Raw genomic sequence first — 19,283 nt, 5'->3', positions numbered from 1 at the left:
GGCGCGGAGTCCCGGCTGAGACGACCGCACCGGGAATCACGCTAAGGAGCGCGCGGGGGCGCGGATGACGCGTCCGCGGTATTCCGGACGATCCCGGACACCGTCCGAACGTGTCCGGACGGTGGAGCGTGCGGCGGCGCGGGAAGGCGGCGGCCTAGAGCGCGATCCAGTAGCGGCGGAGCATCCCCATGCCGCGCGCCGACTGGTCGCTGACGTCCTGGAGCACGCCGCCCGCACCCTCGATCGTGCGGTACGACCCCTCGTTGTCGACGGCGCACGTAAGCAGCACCCGGTCGAGGCCGAGCTCGCGGGCACGCTCCAACCCCCGTCGCAGCGCCGCCGATGCGATGCCCTCCCGGCGCCGTGAGGGACGCACGGCGTAGCCGATGTGCCCGCCGGCCTCGGCGAGCCACTCGTTGAGCGCGTGGCGGAACGACAGGAACCCCACCACCTCGTCACCGTCGACGACCCAGTACAGGTCGTTGTGCACCCGATCCTCGGGCGGCGCGATGGAGGTGTCGGCCAGACGCCGGGCATCCGAGATCAACGCCGCGAGCGTGGCGCGGTCGGGCGTGACCGGCGCCGTGAGACCCGATCCGTCGACGTGCCCGTCACCGAACTCGCCGACGGCCGAGGCCCACGAGTCGAAGAGGTCGGCGGTCGGACGAACGAGACGAACGGTCATCGACCCACCCCATCAGGTCCCGCCCGCCGACACAACTTCGGAGCCGCCTCGGGGCCTGCACAACTTCGGGGAGCCGACGCGACACGCCGCATCGCGGGCATCCGTCCCGGCGTGTCGCCCGCGAACTCCGAAGTTGTGCCTCGGAAGACGGCGGGCGGATGCCCGCAGGGCGGATGCCGGCGCGGTTACAGCACCTTCGAGAGGAACTCCCGCAGACGCTCGTTCTTCGGGGCACCGAACAGCTCGGCGGGAACGGCCTCCTCGACCACTACGCCACCGTCCATGAACACGGTGCGGTCGGAGACCTCGCGGGCGAAGCCCATCTCGTGCGTGACGAGCACCATGGTCATGCCGCCCTCGGCGAGGTCGCGGATGACCTGCAGCACCTCCCCGACCATCTCGGGGTCGAGGGCGCTCGTGGCCTCGTCGAACAGCATGATCTCGGGGTCCATCGCGAGCGCACGCGCGATCGCGACGCGCTGCTTCTGCCCGCCGGACAGCGAGGCGGGCTTGGCATCCGCCTTCTCCGACAGCCCCACCCGGTCGAGCAGAGCCAGGGCGCGCTCGCGCGCCTTCGACTTCGACAGACGACCCAGCTCGATGGGGGCGAGGGTGATGTTCTCGAGCACGGTCATGTGCGGGAACAGGTTGAAGTGCTGGAAGACCATGCCGATGCGCTGGCGCACCTCGTCGAGCTTGACGCTCTTGTCGGTCAGGTCGACGCCGTCGATGACGACGTGTCCCGACGTGGGCTCCTCGAGCTTGTTGAGGCAGCGCAGCAGCGTCGACTTGCCCGACCCCGAGGGACCGATCACGGCGACGACCTCGCCGTCGTCGACGGTCAGGTCGATGCCCTGGAGCACCTCGTTGCTGCCGAACGACTTGTGCAGGTCCTGCACGGCGATCTTGCTCATGCGTTGAACGTCCTCTCCAGGCGGTTCGCGAGCAGCGTCAGAAGCGTGATCACGACGAAGTAGATGATGGCGACGATCGTCAGCACCTGGGCCGACAGATACGTCGAGGCGATGATCTGCCGCGACTGGAACGTCAGCTCGGCGAGGCCGATGACGCTGATCAGCGACGTGTCCTTCAGGGTGATGATGCCCTGGTTCACGAACGACGGGATCATGATTCGGAACGCCTGCGGCAGCACGACCTTCTGCATGGTCTTCCAGTGGCCGAGGCCGAGCGAGCGCGACGCCTCGTTCTGGCCCGGGTCGACCGCCTGAATACCGCCGCGGATGATCTCGGTCATGTACGCGCCGGTGTTGAGCGAGAGGGTGATCGCGCCCGCCACGAACGGGTTGAACGTGAGCCCGGGGAACAGCTGCGGGATGGCGAAGAAGACGAAGAAGGCCTGCACCAGGATCGGCGTGCCGCGGAAGACGAACACGTACGCGGTCGCGAGCCACCGGAACGGCAGGAACCGCGAGAGGCGTCCGAACCCGAACACGATGCCCAGGATGAACGCGGCCACGAGCGCGACCAGCGTCGACAGGATGGTGAGCCACAGGCCCTGCATGAGCTGGGGCCAGTACTTCACCGCGACCGAGACGATGTCGGTGGGCTGCTCGGATGCCTCGCCGCTGAGGTACGTGTCGACGATCTCGTCGTATTCGCCCGACTCCTGCAGGTTCGCCAGGCCCGCGTTGAACATCTCGAGCAGCTCGGGGTTGAGCCCCTTGTTGACCGCGAAGCCGTACTCGCCGCCGAGCTCGGGGTCGCCCACGAGTCGGAAGCCGGAGCCCTGCTGGATGCCGTAGGCGAGCACCGGGAAGTCCTCGAAGTACCCGACGGCCTGACCGGCCTTCACGGCGTCGACCATGTCGGTCGTGTCGGAGTACGGCGCGATGTCGAAGCCGAACTCCTCCTGGTTCTCCTCGGCGAAGGTCTGGCCCTGCGTGCCGGTCTTCACCGCGACCGTCTTGCCGTCGAGGTCGTCGAGCGACTCCACGTCGCTCGCTTCGAGCACGCCGAGCTGAATGCCCGAGGTGAAGTACGGGTCGCTGAAGTCGAACGCCTGCTTGCGCTCGTCGGTGATCGACATGCCCGCCATGACGGCATCCACCTGGTTGGCCTGTAGCGCCTGCACGGCGGCGTCGAACCCGAGCTGACGGATCTCGACCTCGAAGCCCTGGTCTTCGGCGATCGCGCGCAACAGGTCCATGTCGATGCCGACCAGCTCGCCGTCGGCGTTCGTGAACTCGAACGGCGCGAACGTCGTGTCGGTGCCGATCACGTAGGTCTCGCCGTCGCCCGCGGCGTTCGCAGGAGCGGCGGCTCCGAACAGCGAAGCGCCCGCCACGAGCGCCGTGAGCGCGATCGCGCTCGTCGTGCGGCCGAGGTGCCGAAGCCGCTCGCGCAGGGAAGAGGGGGTTCGCATCACGACGGGTGCTCCTCGAATCGGGACGGCGACCGGTCGATCGCCGCCGTCTACCTTAGTCGCCGCTCGAGGGCAGCCCCGCCCCGCTCCCGCGAGACGGCGGGAGCGGGCACGAGGTCAGGACGCCGGATGCTTGTCCGCGCCGCGCAGGAAGAACGACGCCACGAGCGCCACGAGGATCGCGCAGGCCGGCAGCAGGATCGCCTGCGACATTCCCGCCGAGAAGCCCTCGGCCACGGCATCCGGCAGCGTGCCCCCACCGGCGCCGATCGCGCCGGACGCGTCGTCCATACCGGGTAGGTTCGCCTCGAGGCGCGCCTGCATGAAGGTCGCGATCGCCGCCGACCCGACCACCGAACCGATGGTGCGGGTGGTGTTGTAGATGCCCGCTCCGGCACCGGCCTGACGCATCGGCAGGCGACGGGTGGCGGTCGTCGCGAGCGGACCCCACATGCCGGCGTTGCCGATGCCCATGAGGGCGGAGGGGAGCAGGAACATCCACACCGGGGTGTCCATGTTCACCAGCGACGAGTACCAGAACAGACCGCCGGAGACCGCAAGCAGACCCGGGATGAGGATGAGGCGCGGATCGGTGCGGTCGAGGATCTTGCCGGCGACCGGAGCGAGTACGCCCGAGAGCACAGCGGTCGGGATCATCAGCAGGGCCGACTGCGTCGGGGTCAGGCCACGGGCGGTCTGCAGGAAGAACATGAGCGGCAGCGACATGCTCGTCACCGTGAAGCCGACGGCGGCGATCGCGATGTTCGCGCCCGAGAAGTTGCGGTCGCGGAAGAGCTCCAGCGGCACGAGCGCCTCGCTCTTCGTCTTCCACTGCTGCAGCACGAAGATCGCCAGCACCACGATGCCCGCGATGATCATGCCCCACACCGAGATCGGGCCCCAGATGACGCCCCAGTCGTACTTCTCGCCCTCCTGCAGCCCGAAGACCACGAGGAAGATCGCGACGGCGCTCAGCACCACGCCGAGGATGTCGAAGCGGTGGGGGTGCGTCTTCAGACGCGGCACGAGGATCCACGCGGCGACGAATGCGATCACGCCGACGGGCAGGTTCACGAAGAAGATCCACTCCCAGCCGAGCCCGTCGACGAGCACGCCGCCGAGCAGCGGGCCGACGAGCGTCGCCACACCCGCCGTCGCGCCCCACAGCCCCATGGCCGCCCCTCGGCGCTCGGGCGGGAAGGTGCGGGTGATGACCGCCATGGTCTGCGGCGTCATGAACGCCGCCCCGAGTCCCTGCACGGCGCGGGCCGCGATGAGTCCCTCGAGCGAGGTCGACAAACCGCACCAGAGCGAGGCCGCGGTGAAGATCGCGAGGCCGATGAGATAGATGTTCTTCGGGCCGAAGCGGTCACCGAGGCGCCCGGTGATGAGCAGCGGCACGGCGTAGGTGAGCAGGTAGGCGCTGGTCACCCACACGACGTTGTCGAGGTTGTTGGTGTTCGGGTCGAGGGCGGCCTTGATCGCGGGGTTCGCGACCGAGACGATCGTCGTGTCGACGAGGATCATGAAGAAGCCGATGACGAGCGCCCAGAGGGCGGGCCAGGGGCTCTTCGGTTCGTTCCCGGCCGCGAACGGCCCGGTCTCGGGATTCGCGGTCTGACGGGTTTCGGTCATTGCTGGGCAGCCTTTCGCTGAGCGAGATAGCGGTCGGAGTCGTCGAAGGCGTCGGGACCCCAGGGGAGGTCGTCGCCGTCGAGGCGGAGGAGGAACGCGTCGAGCCATCGCAGCTCGGCGTCGAGGAGCGCCTCTTCGCGCTCGATCTCGACGAGCACCTGCGGCGGCACGCCCTTCGCGTGCGCCTCGTGCAGCCCGTCGCGGAGGACGGTGTGCGCGGCGGCGAGCGCATCGCGGCGTTCCCGCAGCAGGGCCGCGGTGTCGTCGCGTTCGAGGTTGTGCGCCTCAGCGAGCGCGATGCGGAAGTCGGTCTCGCGGTCGATCCGCGGCAGTTCGCGCCGCACCCAGGCGACGACCGTGTCGCGACCGGCATCCGTCAACGTGTAGGTGGTGCGCTCGGGGCGGTTGCCCTCGCGGTCGATGCCCACCTCGTCGATGAGGCCAGCCCGCTGCAGGCGGGCGACCGTGTGATACAGCGTGCCGTTGGTGATCGTGACCAGCCGATCGTCCTGCCGCACGCGCAGCAGTCGCACCATCTCGTAGGGGTGCATGTCGGACTCGCGCAGCAGCGCGAGCACCATCACCCCCATGGGGGTGAGCGTGTCGATCGGTTCTTTCGCCACCTGCTCCACCTCGATTAGTCCACGTGGACTATACGCCTGCGGGTCCGTGGTCTGCAAGACAGCCGGACTCCGGCGCGTCGGCGCGGCGGGTCGGCGCGGCGCGTCGGCGCGGCGCAACCTGCAGGCACGAAGACGGGATGCAGGCAGCATCCGGCGGCTTCCGCCTGCATCCCGCCGCGGAACCTGCAGTTCGCGCCGCAGCGCGGGGTCAGCTCTTCAGCTTGCGCAGCGCAGAGCCCTTGTGGGCGGCCTTGTCGCCACTCTTCTCCGACTTCACGATGTAGGCCGGCTCGTCATCGGATGCCGTGAACTTCTGCCCCGCGAACTCGAAGTCCTTCACCCGCTTCTCCTCGACCGTGCCCTGCGTGCGCCCCTGCGAGGTGCTCCAGCTCACCCGGTCGCCCTTCGACAGTTCCTTCGCCATGATTCCTCCGCTCGTTGCTCCGAGGGTCGCCCACCCTCCACCCCGCGCACCAGGGGTTGACACCGCCGCGGGCGCGCGACCGGGATAATGGGGCGGGTGAGCACTCCTGCAGAAGGCACGGCACAGAGCATCCCCGGTTGGCGTCACCTCTATTCGGGCAAGGTCCGCGACCTGTACGCCTCGGAGGACCCCGCCGACACCCGCATCCTCGTCGTCGCGAGCGACCGGGTGAGCGCTTTCGACGTCGTGCTCGAGCCCGGCATCCCGCAGAAGGGTGCACTGCTGACCCGCCTCAGTCGCTGGTGGTTCGCGGAGCTCGACGCCCCGAACCACCTCGCCGACGGCGAGATCCCGGATGCGGTGGCAGACCGCGCCATGCTCGCGCAGTCGCTCGAGATGCTGCCGATTGAGTGCGTCGTGCGCGGCTACATCACGGGCTCGGGATGGGTCGAGTACCAGCAGAGCGGCACCGTGTGCGGCATCGCCCTGCCCGCCGGTCTGCAGAACGGCGACCGCCTGCCCGAGCCGCTCTTCACCCCCGCCTACAAGGCACCGCTGGGCGAGCACGACGAGAACATCACCTTCGAGAAGACGGTCGAGCTGGTCGGCGCCGAGCGCGCGGTCGAGCTGCGCGACGCCTCGTTGGCGATCTACACGCGCGCGGCGGCGATCGCCGAGGAGAAGGGCCTGATCCTCGCCGACACGAAGTTCGAGTTCGGAACGGATGCCGAGGGCACGCTGCGCCTGGCCGACGAGGTGCTCACGAGCGACTCGTCGCGCTACTGGGATGCCGAGGCGTGGCGCACCGGCGCGACCCCCGCCGAGCGCATGGCGAGCTTCGACAAGCAAATCGTGCGCGACTGGCTCGCCGCGAACTGGGACAAGCAGGGCGAGCCGCCCGTGCTGCCCGACGATGTCGTCGACCGCACGGCCGACCGCTACCGCGAGCTCATCGAGCGCCTCGGCGCCTGACCGCGACGGTTCCCGCGCACCCAGGGAACACTCAGGAATCGGTAGTGTGGCTCCAGCACTCCCCCACCCCGATTCTTGAGGAGCCCGCATGCCCCTGTGGAACATCCACGGAAACGGCCGTACGGTCGCGCCCGGTGCCGTCGTCGGCCCGACCGAACGCCTGAACTGGCCGGCCACGATCGCGATCGGCGCCCAGCACGTCGTCGCGATGTTCGGCGCGACCTTCCTCGTGCCGACACTGACGGGCTTCCCCGTCTCAACCACGCTGCTCTTCAGCGGCATCGGCACGCTGCTCTTCCTGCTCATCACGAAGAACCGCCTGCCCAGCTACCTGGGCTCGTCGTTCGCGTTCATCGCCCCGATCACCGCGGCGACCGCCTCGGGCAACTTCGGTTCGGCGCTCGCGGGCGTGGTGGCCGTCGGCATCCTGCTCGCGATCGTCGGCCTCGTGGTGCAGTTCGCCGGCCTGCGCTGGGTCGACGCGCTCATGCCGCCGGTGGTCGCCGGTGCGATCGTCGCGCTCATCGGCTTCAACCTCGCCCCGACCGCCTGGAGCAACTTCGCGCTCGATCCGCTGACCGCCACGATCACCCTCGTGGCGATCATCTTGTTCGCGGTGCTGTTCAAGGGCTTCCTGGGGCGCATCTCGATCTTCCTCGGCGTGGCCGTCGGCTTCGTCTGGGCCGCGTTCAACGGCTCGTTCGAGGTGCCGAACGCCCTGCGCGGCGGCAAGACCCCCGCCGAACTCATCGGCGAGGCGCCGTGGGTGGGCCTGCCCGACTTCCACTTCCCCGACTTCGTCGACCCGGGCACGTGGTCGACGATCGCCATGTTCCTGCCGGTGGTTCTCGTGCTGGTCGCCGAGAACATCGGGCACGTGCGCGGTGTCGCGACCATGACCGAGGATCCGGCGATCAACAAGCAGACCGGTCGTGCGCTCATCGCCGACGGTGTGGCGACGACGATCGCCGGCGGTTTCGGTGGCTCGGGCACGACGACGTACGGCGAGAACATCGGCGTGATGGCGGCGACGCGCGTCTACTCGACGGCGGTCTACTGGGTCGCGGGGCTCTTCGCGATCCTGCTGGCGTTCTCGCCGAAGGTCGGCGAGGTGTTCAACTCGATCCCCGCGGGCGTGCTCGGCGGCGCGACCACCGCGCTGTACGGACTCATCGGCATCATCGGCATCAAGATCTGGGTCGACAGCCGGGTCGACTTCTCGCGCCCGGTGAACCAGTACACGGCGGCGGTGTCGCTCGTGATCGGCATCGCCGGGTTCTCGATGAACCTGGGCGACTTCGCGTTCGGCGGCATCGTGCTCGGCACCGTCGCGGCGCTGCTGATCTACCACGTGGGCAACCTCATCGCCCGCGCGCGCAAGACGGGCGCCGACGACCCGAAGCCGCTCGAGCCGGTGGGCCCGCTGGGCGGCGACCCGGCCTGACCGCAGGCATGAGAGACGAGAAAGGCCCCGGATGCTCCGCTCGAGCATCCGGGGCCTTCTGCGTCGCTCGGCGGCGTCACCCGACGGCGTCGCCCCGTGGCATCACCCGACGGCGTCACCCAACCGCATCACCCGGCGGTGTCGTCGCGGACGGCGCCGCGGGCGCGGGGCCGCGGCTCGCCGGTATGCCGTGGAACCGAGAGGGGCAGCGGCTCGGTCGGCGCCGGCAACCGGTACAGGTCATGCACCCACATGCGGGAGTCCTCGAGCGGGTAGGTGTCGCCGTACACCGAGTACTTCACGAAGATGCCCTCGAGCACACTGCGCAGCATCACCTCTTCGAGCGCCGGATCGGCGGCACCGCGGGCGCGGAAGAGCTCGCGCACCGCGTCTTCGGCCACCGTGACCGCGTCGTCGTGCCGCTCCTCGGACTCGGCGAAGAGCCGCCGTGTGGCCGGCTGCTGCTGCATCGCGATCACCACGCGCTGCAGAGGCACCGCGTAGGCCGTGGCCATGAAGACCGCGTCGATGATCGACGCCAGCACCTCATCGGGGGTGCCCTCGACGCTGGGGAGGCCGAGCAGCGTCTCGAACCAGCGGTCGATCACCGCGGAGATGAGCTGGTCCTTGCCGCCGAAGTGGTAGCTGACCAGCCCCTGCGCGACGCCCGCCCGCTTGGTGATCTCGGCGATGCTGGCGCCCGAGACGCCGCGCTCCTCGAACACCTCGATCGCGGCCTGCACGATCACCTCTTTGGCGCGCTGTCGAGCCAGGCGATTCTGATCCTCTGATCGGGCCATGTGCTGTTCACTTCCCATTCCCCGATGCGTGTGTCGGAACACACCCCCCGGGGTATAGAGTAAACACTGAACGTACATTCAAGCTACGAGTTTCCCCGGAGGGTACGTCGCAGCGACACGTTCGGGCGTCTCCGCCCACGGGTGCGTCCCTGTCCACGAGGGGGCGACAGGGCCGCACCCGTTCCGGAGAATCAGGTCAGGCGGATGCCCGCACGACGAGCTCCGTCGGCAGGATCGTCGTGCGGGGCGGTTCCTCCCCCGCCAGCCGCGAGAGCAGCACCTGCGCCATCGCCTCGCCCTGCGCGTACATGGGTTGGCGAATCGTCGTGAGGGGCGGATCGCAGCTCAGCGCCACCGACGAGTCGTCGTATCCCACGACGGCGATGTCGTCGGGCACGCGCACCCCGGCCGCGCGCAGTGCGGTGAGCGCCCCGCGCGCCATCAGGTCGCTCGCGACGAACAGCGCGTCGGGTCGCCCGGCCGCGAGGATCCGCCGCGCGGCCTCCGCTCCGCTGGCCTCGCTGTAATCACCCGACTCCTCGACGAACGGTGCGAGCCCGGCATCCGCCAGCGCATCGCGGTAGCCCTGCACGCGGTCGATCGCCGACTCCATCGTGAGCGGCCCGGTGATGGTGGCGATGCGAGTGCGGCCGATGTCGAGCAGGCGCTGGGTGGCCACCCGCGCCCCCGCGACGTTGTCGACGTCGACCACGTAGTCGCTGGGGCGCGAGGTCACCGGGCGACCGCCGTAGACCACCGGCACGGCGTCGGCGACGCGCTCGACGAACGCGTCGCTCGTGTGATGCGACACCAGCAGCGCCCCATCGACGCCGCCGTTGCGCACGAAGCCGGTCATCTTGTCACCCGGGTCGTCGCTCGCGATGAGCAGATTCAGCAGATAGTCGGAACTGTGGAGGGCCCCCGTGATGCCCGCGACGATCGCCGCGAAGAACGGGTCGCCGAAGAAGCGCGACGTGTCTTCGGGCACGATCAGGGCGATCGCGCGGGTCTGCCGAGACGCCAGCGAGCGGGCCGCCCGGTTGGGCACGTAGCTGAGCTGCTCGATGGCCATGCGCACCGCGGCGAGCGCCTCCGGACTCACCGCCGTCGACCCGTTCACCACGCGCGACACGGTCGACCGCGACACTCCTGCGGCAGACGCGACCTCTTCGATCGTGGCTCGCGACGACACGGCTCTCCTTCCGGGCGGACGGCGGATCGGATGCCCGACCCGCCGTCGCCGCCCGTGCTCGAAGGACGAGCCCGCGGGCTCAGAGGGAACGAGCGGCGATGATGCGAGCGTACTCCCGTGCCGAGTCCTTCAGACTCCGCTCCTGGGTGTCGTAGTCGACGCGCACGATGCCGAAGCGCTTGTCGTAGCCCCACGCCCATTCGTAGTTGTCGAACAGCGACCAGTAGAAGTAGCCGCGCACGTCGACCCCCGCCTCGGCGGCGTCGAGCACCGCACCCAGGTGCAGGCGGAGGAACTCGGTGCGATCGGCGTCGTGCACGCGCGTCTCCCCGTCTTCGACCACGGCCTCGTCGTCGTACGCCGCGCCGTTCTCGGTCATGTAGAGCACGGTGCCGGCCGGCTGCGCGTACTCGGCCCACACCCGCTGCAGCAGGCGCGTGAGACCCTCGGGCTGCACCTCCCAGTTCTGCGCGGTGCGGGGCAGGCCGCGCTCCACGTTGAAGATGTTCTCGTGCGACGGGTAGGGGCTGCGGGTCTTGCGTTCCGTGTCCGGCACGAAGTCGACCGCCGCCTCGGCCGGAGCCGTTCCCGACAGCAGGTCGCCGTGGTAGTAGTTCACGCCCTGCGTGTCGATCGGCTGCGCGATGGTCGCGAGGTCGCCGTCGTGGATCGCCGCCTCGAAGGCGGCGACGGCCTCGGCATCCACCGCGCGGATGTCCTCGACGATGTCGGCGGGGTACTCGCCGCGGTAAATGGGGTCGAGGAACCAGCGGTTGAACTGGCCGTCGACGCGACGCGCGGCGTCGACGTCGGCCGGGTCGTCGGGATTCGCCGGGTCGGCCACGGTGTGGTTGAGCGTGATGCCGAGATTCAGCGACGCATCGCGGCCGCGCAGCTCGCGCACCGTCTCGCCGTGGGCGAGCAGCAGGTGGTGCGAGGCGAGCAGCCCCTCGGCGATGCTCGTGTGACCGGGCGCGTGCTCCCCGCTCGTGTACGAGAGGAACGACGAGCACCACGGCTCGTTGAGCGTCGTCCACACGTTCACCCGGTCGCCGAGCGCGTCGTGCATGGTGCCGGCGTACTCGAGGAACCGGTCGACGACCTCGCGGTTCGTCCATCCGCCCTTGTCCTGCAGCGCCTGCGGCATGTCCCAGTGGTACAGGGTGAGCCACGGCAGGATGTCGGCGGCGAGCAGTTCGTCGACGAGGCGGCTGTAAAAGTCGACGCCCGCGGGGTTCACGGCGCCGCCGTCCGGCCGCACGCGCGACCACGACGTCGAGAAGCGGTACGTCTGCAGCCCGAGGTCCTTCATGAGCGCGACATCGTCGCGGTAGCGGTGGTAGTGGTCGCACGCCACATCGCCGTTGTCGCCGTTGATCACCGCTCCGGGCACCCGCGAGAAGGCATCCCAGATCGACGCCGTGCGCCCGTCGTCGAACGCCGCCCCCTCGATCTGATAGGCCGCCGTGGCGGCTCCGAACAGGAAATTCCGGGGGAAAGCACGGGTCATAGAGGTCATCCTTTCACCGCGCCCGCCATGATGCCACTGACCAGCTGCCTGCCCGCGGCCACGAAGAGCACGAGCAGGGGGAGGGTCGCGAGCACCGCACCGGCGAGCACGATCGAGTAGTCGATGTAGTAACCGGACTGCAGCTGGCTGAGTGCGGTCTGGAGGGTCGGGTTCTGCGGGGAGAGCACGATGAGGGGCCACAGGTAGTCGGTCCACGCGGTCATGAACGTGAACAGGCCGAGGATGGCCATCGCCGGGCGGGCGGCGGGGAGCCCGACGGTCAGGAAGGTGCGGAACTGGTTCGCGCCGTCCATGCGCGCCGCCTCGATGAGCTCGTCGGGGATGACGTCGACGAGGTACTGGCGCATGAAGAACACCCCGAACGCGGTCACGAGCGTCGGCACGATCACGGCACCGATCGACCCGGTCCAGCCCAGCTCGCGCATGAGCATGAACAACGGGATGATGCCGAGCTGCGTGGGGATCGCCATCGTGGCGATCACGAACACCATGAGGCCGTCGCGCCCGCGGAACCTCAGCTTCGCGAACGCGTACCCCGCGAGCGTCGAGAACGTCACCACCGACAGCGTGATGATGCCCGAGATGAGGAACGAGTTGCCCAGGGCCAGCCAGAAGGGGATGGCGTCGAGCACCTTCGCCGCGTTGGCGAGGAAGTTGCCGCCGGGGATCAGCGGTACCGTCTCGCCGCGGGTCGCGTTCGTGCCGCTCGCGACGACGAACGACCACCACAGCGGGTAGGCGCTGCCGAGCACGAACGCGGTCAGCAGGCCGTAGGTGACGAATCCGGGCCGGCTGCCGATGCCGGCGGCGCCTCCGGATGCCGCGCGGCGGCGACGGATCTTCTCGGGGACGCTGAGCGCCATGGTCGCGGTCATCGGGCGTCCTCCTCGACGCGGGTGCGTGCGGCGCGGCGGCGCGCGCGACGGCTGGTGGCGGCATCCCCGGTGGCGATGCGCCGCGAGATGAGGAAGTTGATCACGCCGATGCCGACGATCAGCAGGAACAGCAGAATCGCGACGGCGGATGCTTCGCCCAGGTCTCGACGGAAGAAGGCGAGCTCCCACAGGAACAGCACCGTCGTCTGGAACTGCCGATCGCTGCCGCCGATGCCGCCGGCCGTCGACACGTCGAACAGCCGAGGCTCGGCGAAGATCTGCAGCCCGCCGATCGTCGCCGTGATGACGACGAAGATGAGCGTGGGGCGGATCGTCGGGATGGTGATCGAGAAGAAGCGGCGCACGGCGCCCGCCCCGTCGAGAGCCGCCGACTCGTAGAGGTCGCGCGGCACGGACTGCATCGCCGCGAGCAGGATGAGCGCGTTGTACCCGGTCCAGCGGAAGTTCACCATGATCGCGATCGCGAGGTGCGACAGCAGCGGATCGTGCTTCCACTGCTGATCGGCGATGCCGACGAGGTTGAGGAGATTGTTGGCCAGCCCGTCGGCCTCGTTGAAGATGCTCGAGAAGATGATCGCGACCGCCACCGGTGTCACCACGAACGGGATGAGCACACTCATGCGCCAGAACGTCGGAGCCCGCAGGCCGCGGTCGAGCAGAGCGGCGATCACGAGAGCGATGCAGAGCTGCGGGATCGCGGAGAGCAGGAAGATGCTCAGCGTGTTGCGGATCGAGTTCCAGAACATGCCGTCGCCGAGGATCTCGACGAAGTTGCCGAGACCGACGAAGCCGCCCTCGCCCTTCAGCAGGTCCCATTCGTGCACGGCGACGTAGACCGTGTACAGCAGCGGGAACAGGCCGACGAGGCCGAACAGCAGGAAGAACGGCGAGATGTAGAGGTACGGCGAGGCCCGCTGGTCGAACCGCGAGACCCGGTGGCGCCAGGAGCGCCGGGGGCGGGCATCCGGGGTCGTCTCGGATGCCGTCGCCGACTGCGCCTGCGCAGGCGGTGCAGTGAGAGTCATGGTGCTGTCCTCATCCAGGATCCGGTGCTCCCGTCGCAGTTTCTGTCGGCTCGCGCGGGCGCGACCGACAGAAACTGCGACGGGAAGGGGGCCGGGGTCAGCCGACCAGCTCGTCGAGGAGGGACAGGGCCTGCTTCCAGGCGCCCTGCGTGTCGGTGTCGCCGCGGTCGAGCGCGGTGAGCGCCGGGCCGAAGACGTTCTCCTGGATGACCGAGTCGTCCGCACCCTTGAACTGCGCGACCACTCCCTTCGCCCGCTCGGCGAGGATGGCGCCGGTCGGGGCGTCGTTGAAGAAGGCGTTCGGCGTGGCATCCGAGGCCAGCGACTCCTGGGCCTCGACCGTCGAGGGGAAGTTGCCGGCCGCGGCCGACTGCTTCACCTGCTGCTCGGGCTGCGTCAGCCAGTCGGCGAGCTCGGCCGCTGCCTCCTTGTGCTGCGAGCTCTCGGGGATCGAGAGGAACGCGCCACCCCAGTTGACCGCGCCGCCCGGGAAGACGTCCGCGAAGTCCCAGCCCGTCGACGCGTCGCCGCCGCCGGCCTCGACCTGACCCTGCACGACGCCGAGCATCCACCCCGGGCACACGAACGTGGCGAAGGTGCCGTCGACGAACGACTTGCCGCCGTTCCAGTCCCACGCGGTCTGCGCGGCCGACTGGCCACCCTCGGTCGCGGCACCGAGCATCTCGAAGCGCTCCTGCAGCTCGGCGTTGCCCTCGACGTTCAGTTCGCCGTCGGAGGTGTAGTAGCCCTCGTCGAGCTGGTTGACCATGGCGTTCCAGACGAAGCCCGAGTGGTCGTACCAGGCCTTGCCCGTCTTGGCTGTGTAGTCGGCACCGACCTGGAAGTAGTTCTCCCAGTCGCCCTCGAGCAGCGCCGCGACCGACTCGCGGTCGCTCGGCAGACCCGCCGCCTCGAACGCGGCGCCGTTGTAGCAGATGCCCGAGGGGCCGATGTCGGTGCCGTAGCCGATGACCCGGCCCTCGGCATCCGTCGCCTGGCCGTACTTCCAGTCGACCCAGTCGCCCTTGCGGTCCTCGATGCCGTAGTCGCGCAGGTCGACGAAGGTGTCGGAGACGTCCATGACGGCACCGAGCCACCCCTCCTCGATCGCGACGATGTCGCTGAGCCCCGAACCGGCGGCGATCTTGGTGAAGGCGTCGGTGCGGGCGTTGCCGCCCGTGTCGATGTTGGTCGCCTCGATGGTGATGTTCGGGTGCGCTTCCTCGTACTCGTCGTACAGATCGTCGTAGCCGAACGTGCCGAACGTGGTGACGGTCAGCGTGATCTTCTCGTCGGCTCCGGCCTGGCCGTCGGTCGTGCCTCCGGCGCAGCCGGCGAGGGCGAGGGCCGAGGCGGATGCCACGGCGGCGGTGATGAGTACCCGGTGGCGGGCGCGTGGGTTCACGGTTCACTCCTTTGTGAGGTGGTGCGAGGTGGGTGGTGCGAGGTGGTGGTGCGAGGTGATGGTGCGGGAGGTGCGGCGCTGATGGTGCGGCGCTGATCAACGACGTCGGGACGGCTCACGATGGGAGCGCTCCCACGACGTTCCGGCCACTGTATGGGAGCGCTCCCAAAGGTGTCAAGAGCAGGTCTCCGCCCGGCGCATCCGTCGCCCGCCGACATCAACTCAGGACGCGCGGCCCCGGATCGGCCGTCCCATCGCCCCGCGGTGACCCGACGGCTGCCTGCGTCCTGAGTTCGGGTCGACACCGCGCCGAGGGGTACCCTTGCTCGGTGCCCGAAGCCGAACTCTCCCCCGCCCTCCGCCGCGCCGAAGCCCTGATCCGCAGCGTTCCGGACTACCCCGAGCCCGGCATCGTCTTCCGCGACATCACACCCCTGCTCGCCGACGCCGAGGCATTGCGCGTCACCACCGAGGCGATCATCGAACCGTTCGCGGGGCAGTTCGACGTGATCGCGGGCATCGAGGCGCGTGGCTTCATCCTCGCCAGCGCCGCGGCGATCGCCGCCGGTACGGGCCTCATCCCGATCCGCAAGGCCGGCAAGCTCCCCCGGCCCGCGGCATCCGTCGACTACGCGCTCGAGTACGGCACTGCGACGATCGAGATGCACGACGACCTGCCCGCCGGATCGCGCGTGCTGCTGATCGACGACGTGCTCGCGACCGGGGGAACCCTGGCCGCGGGGCGGCAGCTGGTCGAGCGCCTCGGCAGCCACGTCACCGGCATCTCGGTGCTGTTCGAGATCGACGGCCTCGGCGGCCGCGACCTGATCGGCGACCTGCACACCGTCTTCCACGCCTGAACCGGCCGCCGGCACCGCCGCCCGCGGCGGGACGACCCGCCCGGGACGGTAGACTGATCGCGCCAGCCCTCCCGCGACTTCTGGAGCCGTTCATGCCCACCATCGTCGTCGACGTCATGCCCAAGTCCGAACTGCTCGACCCTCAGGGGAAGGCCGTCACCGGCGCATTCGCCCGGCTCGGCGTCGAGGGCTTTACCGATGTGCGCATCGGCAAGCGCTTCGAGCTCACGGTCGAGGGCGAGGTCACCGACGAGCTGCTCGCCGAGACCCGCCGCATCGCCGACGAGGTGCTCTCGAACCAGGTGATCGAAGACGTCGTGGGCATCGAGGTCGTCGAGTGACCGTCCGCATCGGCGTCGTCACCTTCCCGGGTTCGCTCGACGATCGCGACGCGCAGCGCGCCGTGCGCATCGCCGGCGCCGAGCCCGTCGCCCTGTGGCACGGCTCGCACGACCTCGAGGGTGTCGACGCCCTCGTGCTGCCCGGCGGCTTCAGCTACGGCGACTACCTGCGCGCGGGTGCCATCGCGGCGCTCTCGCCGATTATGGCCGAGGTCAAGGATGCCGCTGCGAAGGGCATGCCCGTGCTCGGCATCTGCAACGGCTTCCAGATGCTCGTCGAGTCGCACCTGCTGCCCGGCGGCCTGATCCGCAACAGCCACCAGCACTTCATCCGGCGCGACCAGCGCCTGATCGTCGAGAACTCCGACACGGCCTGGACGAACGAGTTCCGCCGCGGGCAGGAGATCGTTATCCCGCTGAAGAACGCCGACGGCGGGTACATCGCCGACGAGCAGACCCTGGACCGCATCGAGGGCGAAGGGCTCGTGGCTTTCCGCTACGCGGGCGTGAACCCGAACGGCTCGCTGCGCGACATCGCCGGCATCACGAACGAGGCCGGCAACGTCGTGGGGCTCATGCCGCACCCCGAGCACGCCACCGAGGCCGGCTTCGGCCCGAACACCTCCGCAGCGATGCGCTCGGGCATCGACGGCGTCGGCTTCTTCGCGAGCGCGGTCGCCGCGGTCGCCCGCGTCGCCGCCTGATCCCGCGGAGCCCCGCACCTTCTCGCAGATCTGCAGATTCCCACAGCGATACCGCCCGGGTCGTGCGTGATCGTGCAGATCTGCGAGATCATGAGCGGCCGCTGCGGCAGCCGGATCAGCGGATGCCGAGCTCCTCGGCGATCACCAGAGCCGTGCCGCCGAGCAGCACGATGTCGTCACCGCGCACGGCGACCCGGATCTCGAGGTCGTCGGTGACGATCGCGAGGGAGTGCAGTTCGACGGCAGCCCGCATCTCGTCGAGGAACACGCCGCCCACGATGTCGAGCGGCCCCGACACCACGACCTGTTCGAGGCCCAGCGCGGCGACCACCGGGCTCATCACCCCACCGAGCGCGCGCCCGGCCCGCGAGAGCACGTCCGACGTCGAGGCCGGGTCATCGGCCAGACGCTGCCGCAGGTAGGGCACGGCCGCGACGACCTCGAGACATCCGCGCCGTCCGCAGCGGCACACCTCGCCTCCGGGGTCGACGAGCACATGGCCGATCTCCCCGGCCGTGTACCGGGGGCCGGTGACCAGCATCCCGCCGACGATCACCCCACTGCCGATGCCCTGCCCGATGCGCACGAGCGCGAGATCTTCGGCGCTGGGCTGCCCGTACGTGCGGGCGGCGAGTGCGGCGGCGTTGGCGTCGTTGGCGATATGCACGGGCACCGGGACCACCGCCGACACGGCCGCGGTGACATCGAGGTCGTGCCAATGGAAGGCGACGGCCTCGCGCACCACGCCATCGGCTCCGACGACGCCGGGCGAGCCGATCCCCACCCCGAGCACGCGCACGGTCGAACGCTTCACGAGCGCCGCCGCGAGATCGCACACCTTCTCGAGCAGAGCGGTGCCCCGCGCTCCACGGGTGGGCACCGTCCTCGTGTGCACGACCTCGCCGTCGAGGTTCATGATGGCGCCGGTCAGCTCGGCGTAGGCCGAGAGGTCGAGGCTGACGACGTGGTAGGCGTCCGGGTTGAGCGCGATGAGCGTGCTTGGCTTGCCCACCCTGCCCTCGGGACTCGGCCCCGTCTCGCGCACGAGTCCCTCGGCGCCCAGGTCGTCGACGATGCGCGACACGCTCACACGGGTGAGTCCGGTGGCGCGCGCGAGGTCTGCGCGGCTCATCGCCTCGCAGCGGAACAGCGTGCGGAGGATCAGCGACCGGTTGACCTGCCGTGCGTGCTCGGGCAGCGCCTTCTCGCTCACGAGATGCCCAACTCTGCCGAGAGCACGGCAACGAGGGGGCCCTGCAGGGCGAGCAGTCCGCCGTCCGATCCGATGTCGACGCTGATGGTGCTGGTCGTAGTGGGCAGGGTGCGCTCGGTGAGGTGCGCGCGGGTGCCCGCCGCGAACCCCTCGTCGAGGATGTCCTCCGGCCCGACGAGCACGACGTGCGTCGCGCCGAGCACCGAGATGATCGGCGCCAGGGCGGCGCCGAGCGCCTCCGCGGCGTCCGCGATGACGACGTCGCGATCCTCCCCCGCGTCGAGACGACGGCGCATCTGCGGCACCGCGACGATGGAGTCGAGGCATCCGGACCGGCCGCACAGGCAGGTCGTCTCACGGCGCGGATCAACGACGACATGGCCGATCTCCCCGGCCGCGAAATCGACTCCGTCGACCAGCGTCTCGCCGACGATGAGCCCGGCGCCCGCACCGCGCTGGATCGTGACGACCAGGATGCTCCGCCCGTCGTTGTCGCGGAAGGTGTGCACCGCGAGCGCCATGCCGTTCGCGTCGTTGACGACGTGCACGGGAACGCCGAAGCGGTCGGCCAGCGCCCCGCGCAGGTCGGTGTCGAACCACCCGAGGTGCGGCGCGAAGCGCACCACGCCCGCACGGTCGACCATGCCCGGGCTGCCGACGCCGATCCCGAGAACGGGGGCGTGCGCTCCGGCGAGGAGCTCGCCGGCCAGTTCCACGACCCGTGCGACCGCGGCATCGCCCCGTTCGGTGTCCATGGCGACGTCGCGCTGGTGCGACACCTGGCCGCGCAGGTTCATCACCGCGCCGCGGAACGACAGGGCGTCGCTGAGGTCGAGGCTGATCACCGATCGGGAGTCGTCGTCGATCGCGACGAGAGTCGCGGGCTTCCCGACGCGCACGTCGGCAGACTGCCCGGCCTCGATCAGGATGCCCTGCTCGATGAGGTCGCCCACGATCGTCGAGACCGTGACCTTGTTGAGCCCGGACCCCCGTGCGATGTCGGCGCGGCTGCGCGGCCCTTCGTGGAAGAGCGTCTGCAGCAGCATCGCCCTGTTGCGCACGCGATTGTGCTCGGGGAGCGCCTTGGTCGTGATGCGGAGATCGGCCACAGCCCATTGTCCCCCGGCGGGCTCCGGCGTCGAGCCCGGTT

19 protein-coding genes are annotated in these 19,283 nt (G+C 69.6%); 5 read left to right on the top strand and 14 right to left on the bottom strand.

Translation table 11 applies throughout. The features are described 5' to 3' along the window. Positions 1-154 precede the first annotated feature (154 nt). The 6 genes from RWS82_RS09095 to RWS82_RS09070 form a co-directional block, all read right to left on the bottom strand. Complete coding sequence (locus tag RWS82_RS09095) at positions 155-685, bottom strand: GNAT family N-acetyltransferase (RefSeq protein WP_314649110.1); 531 nt, start codon at positions 683-685, stop codon at positions 155-157. Between the two features lie 185 nt (positions 686-870). After that, positions 871-1,599, bottom strand: a complete 729-nt coding sequence (locus RWS82_RS09090) for an amino acid ABC transporter ATP-binding protein (protein ID WP_314649109.1) — start codon at positions 1,597-1,599, stop codon at positions 871-873. Then, a complete protein-coding gene (locus RWS82_RS09085) occupies positions 1,596-3,068 on the bottom strand; it encodes an amino acid ABC transporter substrate-binding protein/permease (protein ID WP_314649518.1) in 1,473 nt (490 codons plus the stop codon). The genes RWS82_RS09090 and RWS82_RS09085 overlap by 4 nt, the downstream gene beginning before the upstream one ends. A gap of 117 nt (positions 3,069-3,185) precedes the next feature. Beyond that, a complete protein-coding gene (locus RWS82_RS09080) occupies positions 3,186-4,703 on the bottom strand; it encodes a DHA2 family efflux MFS transporter permease subunit (RefSeq protein ID WP_314649107.1) in 1,518 nt (505 codons plus the stop codon). Then, entirely contained in the window at positions 4,700-5,326 is a 627-nt protein-coding gene (locus tag RWS82_RS09075; RefSeq protein ID WP_314649104.1) for a PadR family transcriptional regulator, read from the bottom strand. The genes RWS82_RS09080 and RWS82_RS09075 overlap by 4 nt, the downstream gene beginning before the upstream one ends. Positions 5,327-5,534: 208 nt before the next feature. Further along, entirely contained in the window at positions 5,535-5,750 is a 216-nt protein-coding gene (locus RWS82_RS09070; protein ID WP_314649101.1) for a DUF2945 domain-containing protein, read from the bottom strand. 87 nt (positions 5,751-5,837) lie between these two features. Here RWS82_RS09070 and RWS82_RS09065 point away from each other — a divergent pair, with 87 nt between their 5' ends. Further along, complete coding sequence (locus RWS82_RS09065) at positions 5,838-6,722, top strand: phosphoribosylaminoimidazolesuccinocarboxamide synthase (RefSeq protein WP_314649099.1); 885 nt, start codon at positions 5,838-5,840, stop codon at positions 6,720-6,722. A gap of 88 nt (positions 6,723-6,810) precedes the next feature. Beyond that, positions 6,811-8,166 carry a solute carrier family 23 protein gene (locus RWS82_RS09060; protein WP_314649095.1) on the top strand — a complete coding sequence of 452 codons (1,356 nt, stop codon included), beginning with the start codon at positions 6,811-6,813 and terminating at the stop codon, positions 8,164-8,166. Positions 8,167-8,294: 128 nt separating this feature from the next. Here RWS82_RS09060 and RWS82_RS09055 read toward each other — a convergent pair whose 3' ends face one another. From RWS82_RS09055 to RWS82_RS09030, 6 genes are all read right to left on the bottom strand, one after another. Further along, positions 8,295-8,966, bottom strand: coding sequence for a TetR family transcriptional regulator (locus RWS82_RS09055; protein ID WP_314649092.1), 672 nt, complete (start codon positions 8,964-8,966; stop codon positions 8,295-8,297). 196 nt (positions 8,967-9,162) lie between these two features. After that, on the bottom strand, positions 9,163-10,158 hold the full coding sequence (locus RWS82_RS09050) for a LacI family DNA-binding transcriptional regulator (protein ID WP_314649089.1): 996 nt from the start codon (positions 10,156-10,158) through the stop codon (positions 9,163-9,165). Positions 10,159-10,237: 79 nt separating this feature from the next. After that, positions 10,238-11,668: a GH1 family beta-glucosidase gene (locus RWS82_RS09045; protein WP_314649087.1), complete on the bottom strand. Its 1,431-nt coding sequence runs from the start codon at positions 11,666-11,668 to the stop codon at positions 10,238-10,240. A 5-nt stretch (positions 11,669-11,673) separates the two neighbouring features. Next, positions 11,674-12,564, bottom strand: coding sequence for a carbohydrate ABC transporter permease (locus RWS82_RS09040; protein ID WP_400190077.1), 891 nt, complete (start codon positions 12,562-12,564; stop codon positions 11,674-11,676). Further along, entirely contained in the window at positions 12,561-13,610 is a 1,050-nt protein-coding gene (locus tag RWS82_RS09035; RefSeq protein WP_314649084.1) for a sugar ABC transporter permease, read from the bottom strand. Before RWS82_RS09035 ends, RWS82_RS09040 begins: the two co-directional genes overlap by 4 nt. Before the next feature lie 97 nt (positions 13,611-13,707). Beyond that, positions 13,708-15,015: an ABC transporter substrate-binding protein gene (locus RWS82_RS09030; protein ID WP_314649082.1), complete on the bottom strand. Its 1,308-nt coding sequence runs from the start codon at positions 15,013-15,015 to the stop codon at positions 13,708-13,710. Between the two features lie 329 nt (positions 15,016-15,344). Between RWS82_RS09030 and RWS82_RS09025 the strand changes: the two genes are divergently transcribed. From RWS82_RS09025 to purQ, 3 genes are all read left to right on the top strand, one after another. Next, positions 15,345-15,875: an adenine phosphoribosyltransferase gene (locus RWS82_RS09025; protein ID WP_314649079.1), complete on the top strand. Its 531-nt coding sequence runs from the start codon at positions 15,345-15,347 to the stop codon at positions 15,873-15,875. A gap of 92 nt (positions 15,876-15,967) precedes the next feature. Continuing rightward, on the top strand, positions 15,968-16,216 hold the full coding sequence (purS, locus tag RWS82_RS09020; protein ID WP_314649076.1) for a phosphoribosylformylglycinamidine synthase subunit PurS: 249 nt from the start codon (positions 15,968-15,970) through the stop codon (positions 16,214-16,216). After that, on the top strand, positions 16,213-16,920 hold the full coding sequence (purQ, locus tag RWS82_RS09015; protein ID WP_314649071.1) for a phosphoribosylformylglycinamidine synthase subunit PurQ: 708 nt from the start codon (positions 16,213-16,215) through the stop codon (positions 16,918-16,920). Before purS ends, purQ begins: the two co-directional genes overlap by 4 nt. A gap of 115 nt (positions 16,921-17,035) precedes the next feature. On the opposite strand, the gene RWS82_RS09010 is transcribed toward purQ, so the two are convergent. Both RWS82_RS09010 and RWS82_RS09005 read right to left on the bottom strand, forming a co-directional pair. Then, a complete protein-coding gene (locus RWS82_RS09010; RefSeq protein WP_314649069.1) occupies positions 17,036-18,133 on the bottom strand; it encodes an ROK family transcriptional regulator in 1,098 nt (365 codons plus the stop codon). Continuing rightward, on the bottom strand, positions 18,130-19,242 hold the full coding sequence (locus RWS82_RS09005; RefSeq protein WP_314649066.1) for an ROK family transcriptional regulator: 1,113 nt from the start codon (positions 19,240-19,242) through the stop codon (positions 18,130-18,132). The genes RWS82_RS09010 and RWS82_RS09005 overlap by 4 nt, the downstream gene beginning before the upstream one ends. Between the last annotated feature and the right edge of the window lie 41 nt (positions 19,243-19,283).

Source organism: uncultured Microbacterium sp., assembly GCF_963528945.1.
Lineage (GTDB): Bacteria > Actinomycetota > Actinomycetes > Actinomycetales > Microbacteriaceae > Microbacterium.
Note: the sequence above shows the minus strand (reverse complement) of the source record. Positions and strands in the feature narration are given on the sequence as shown.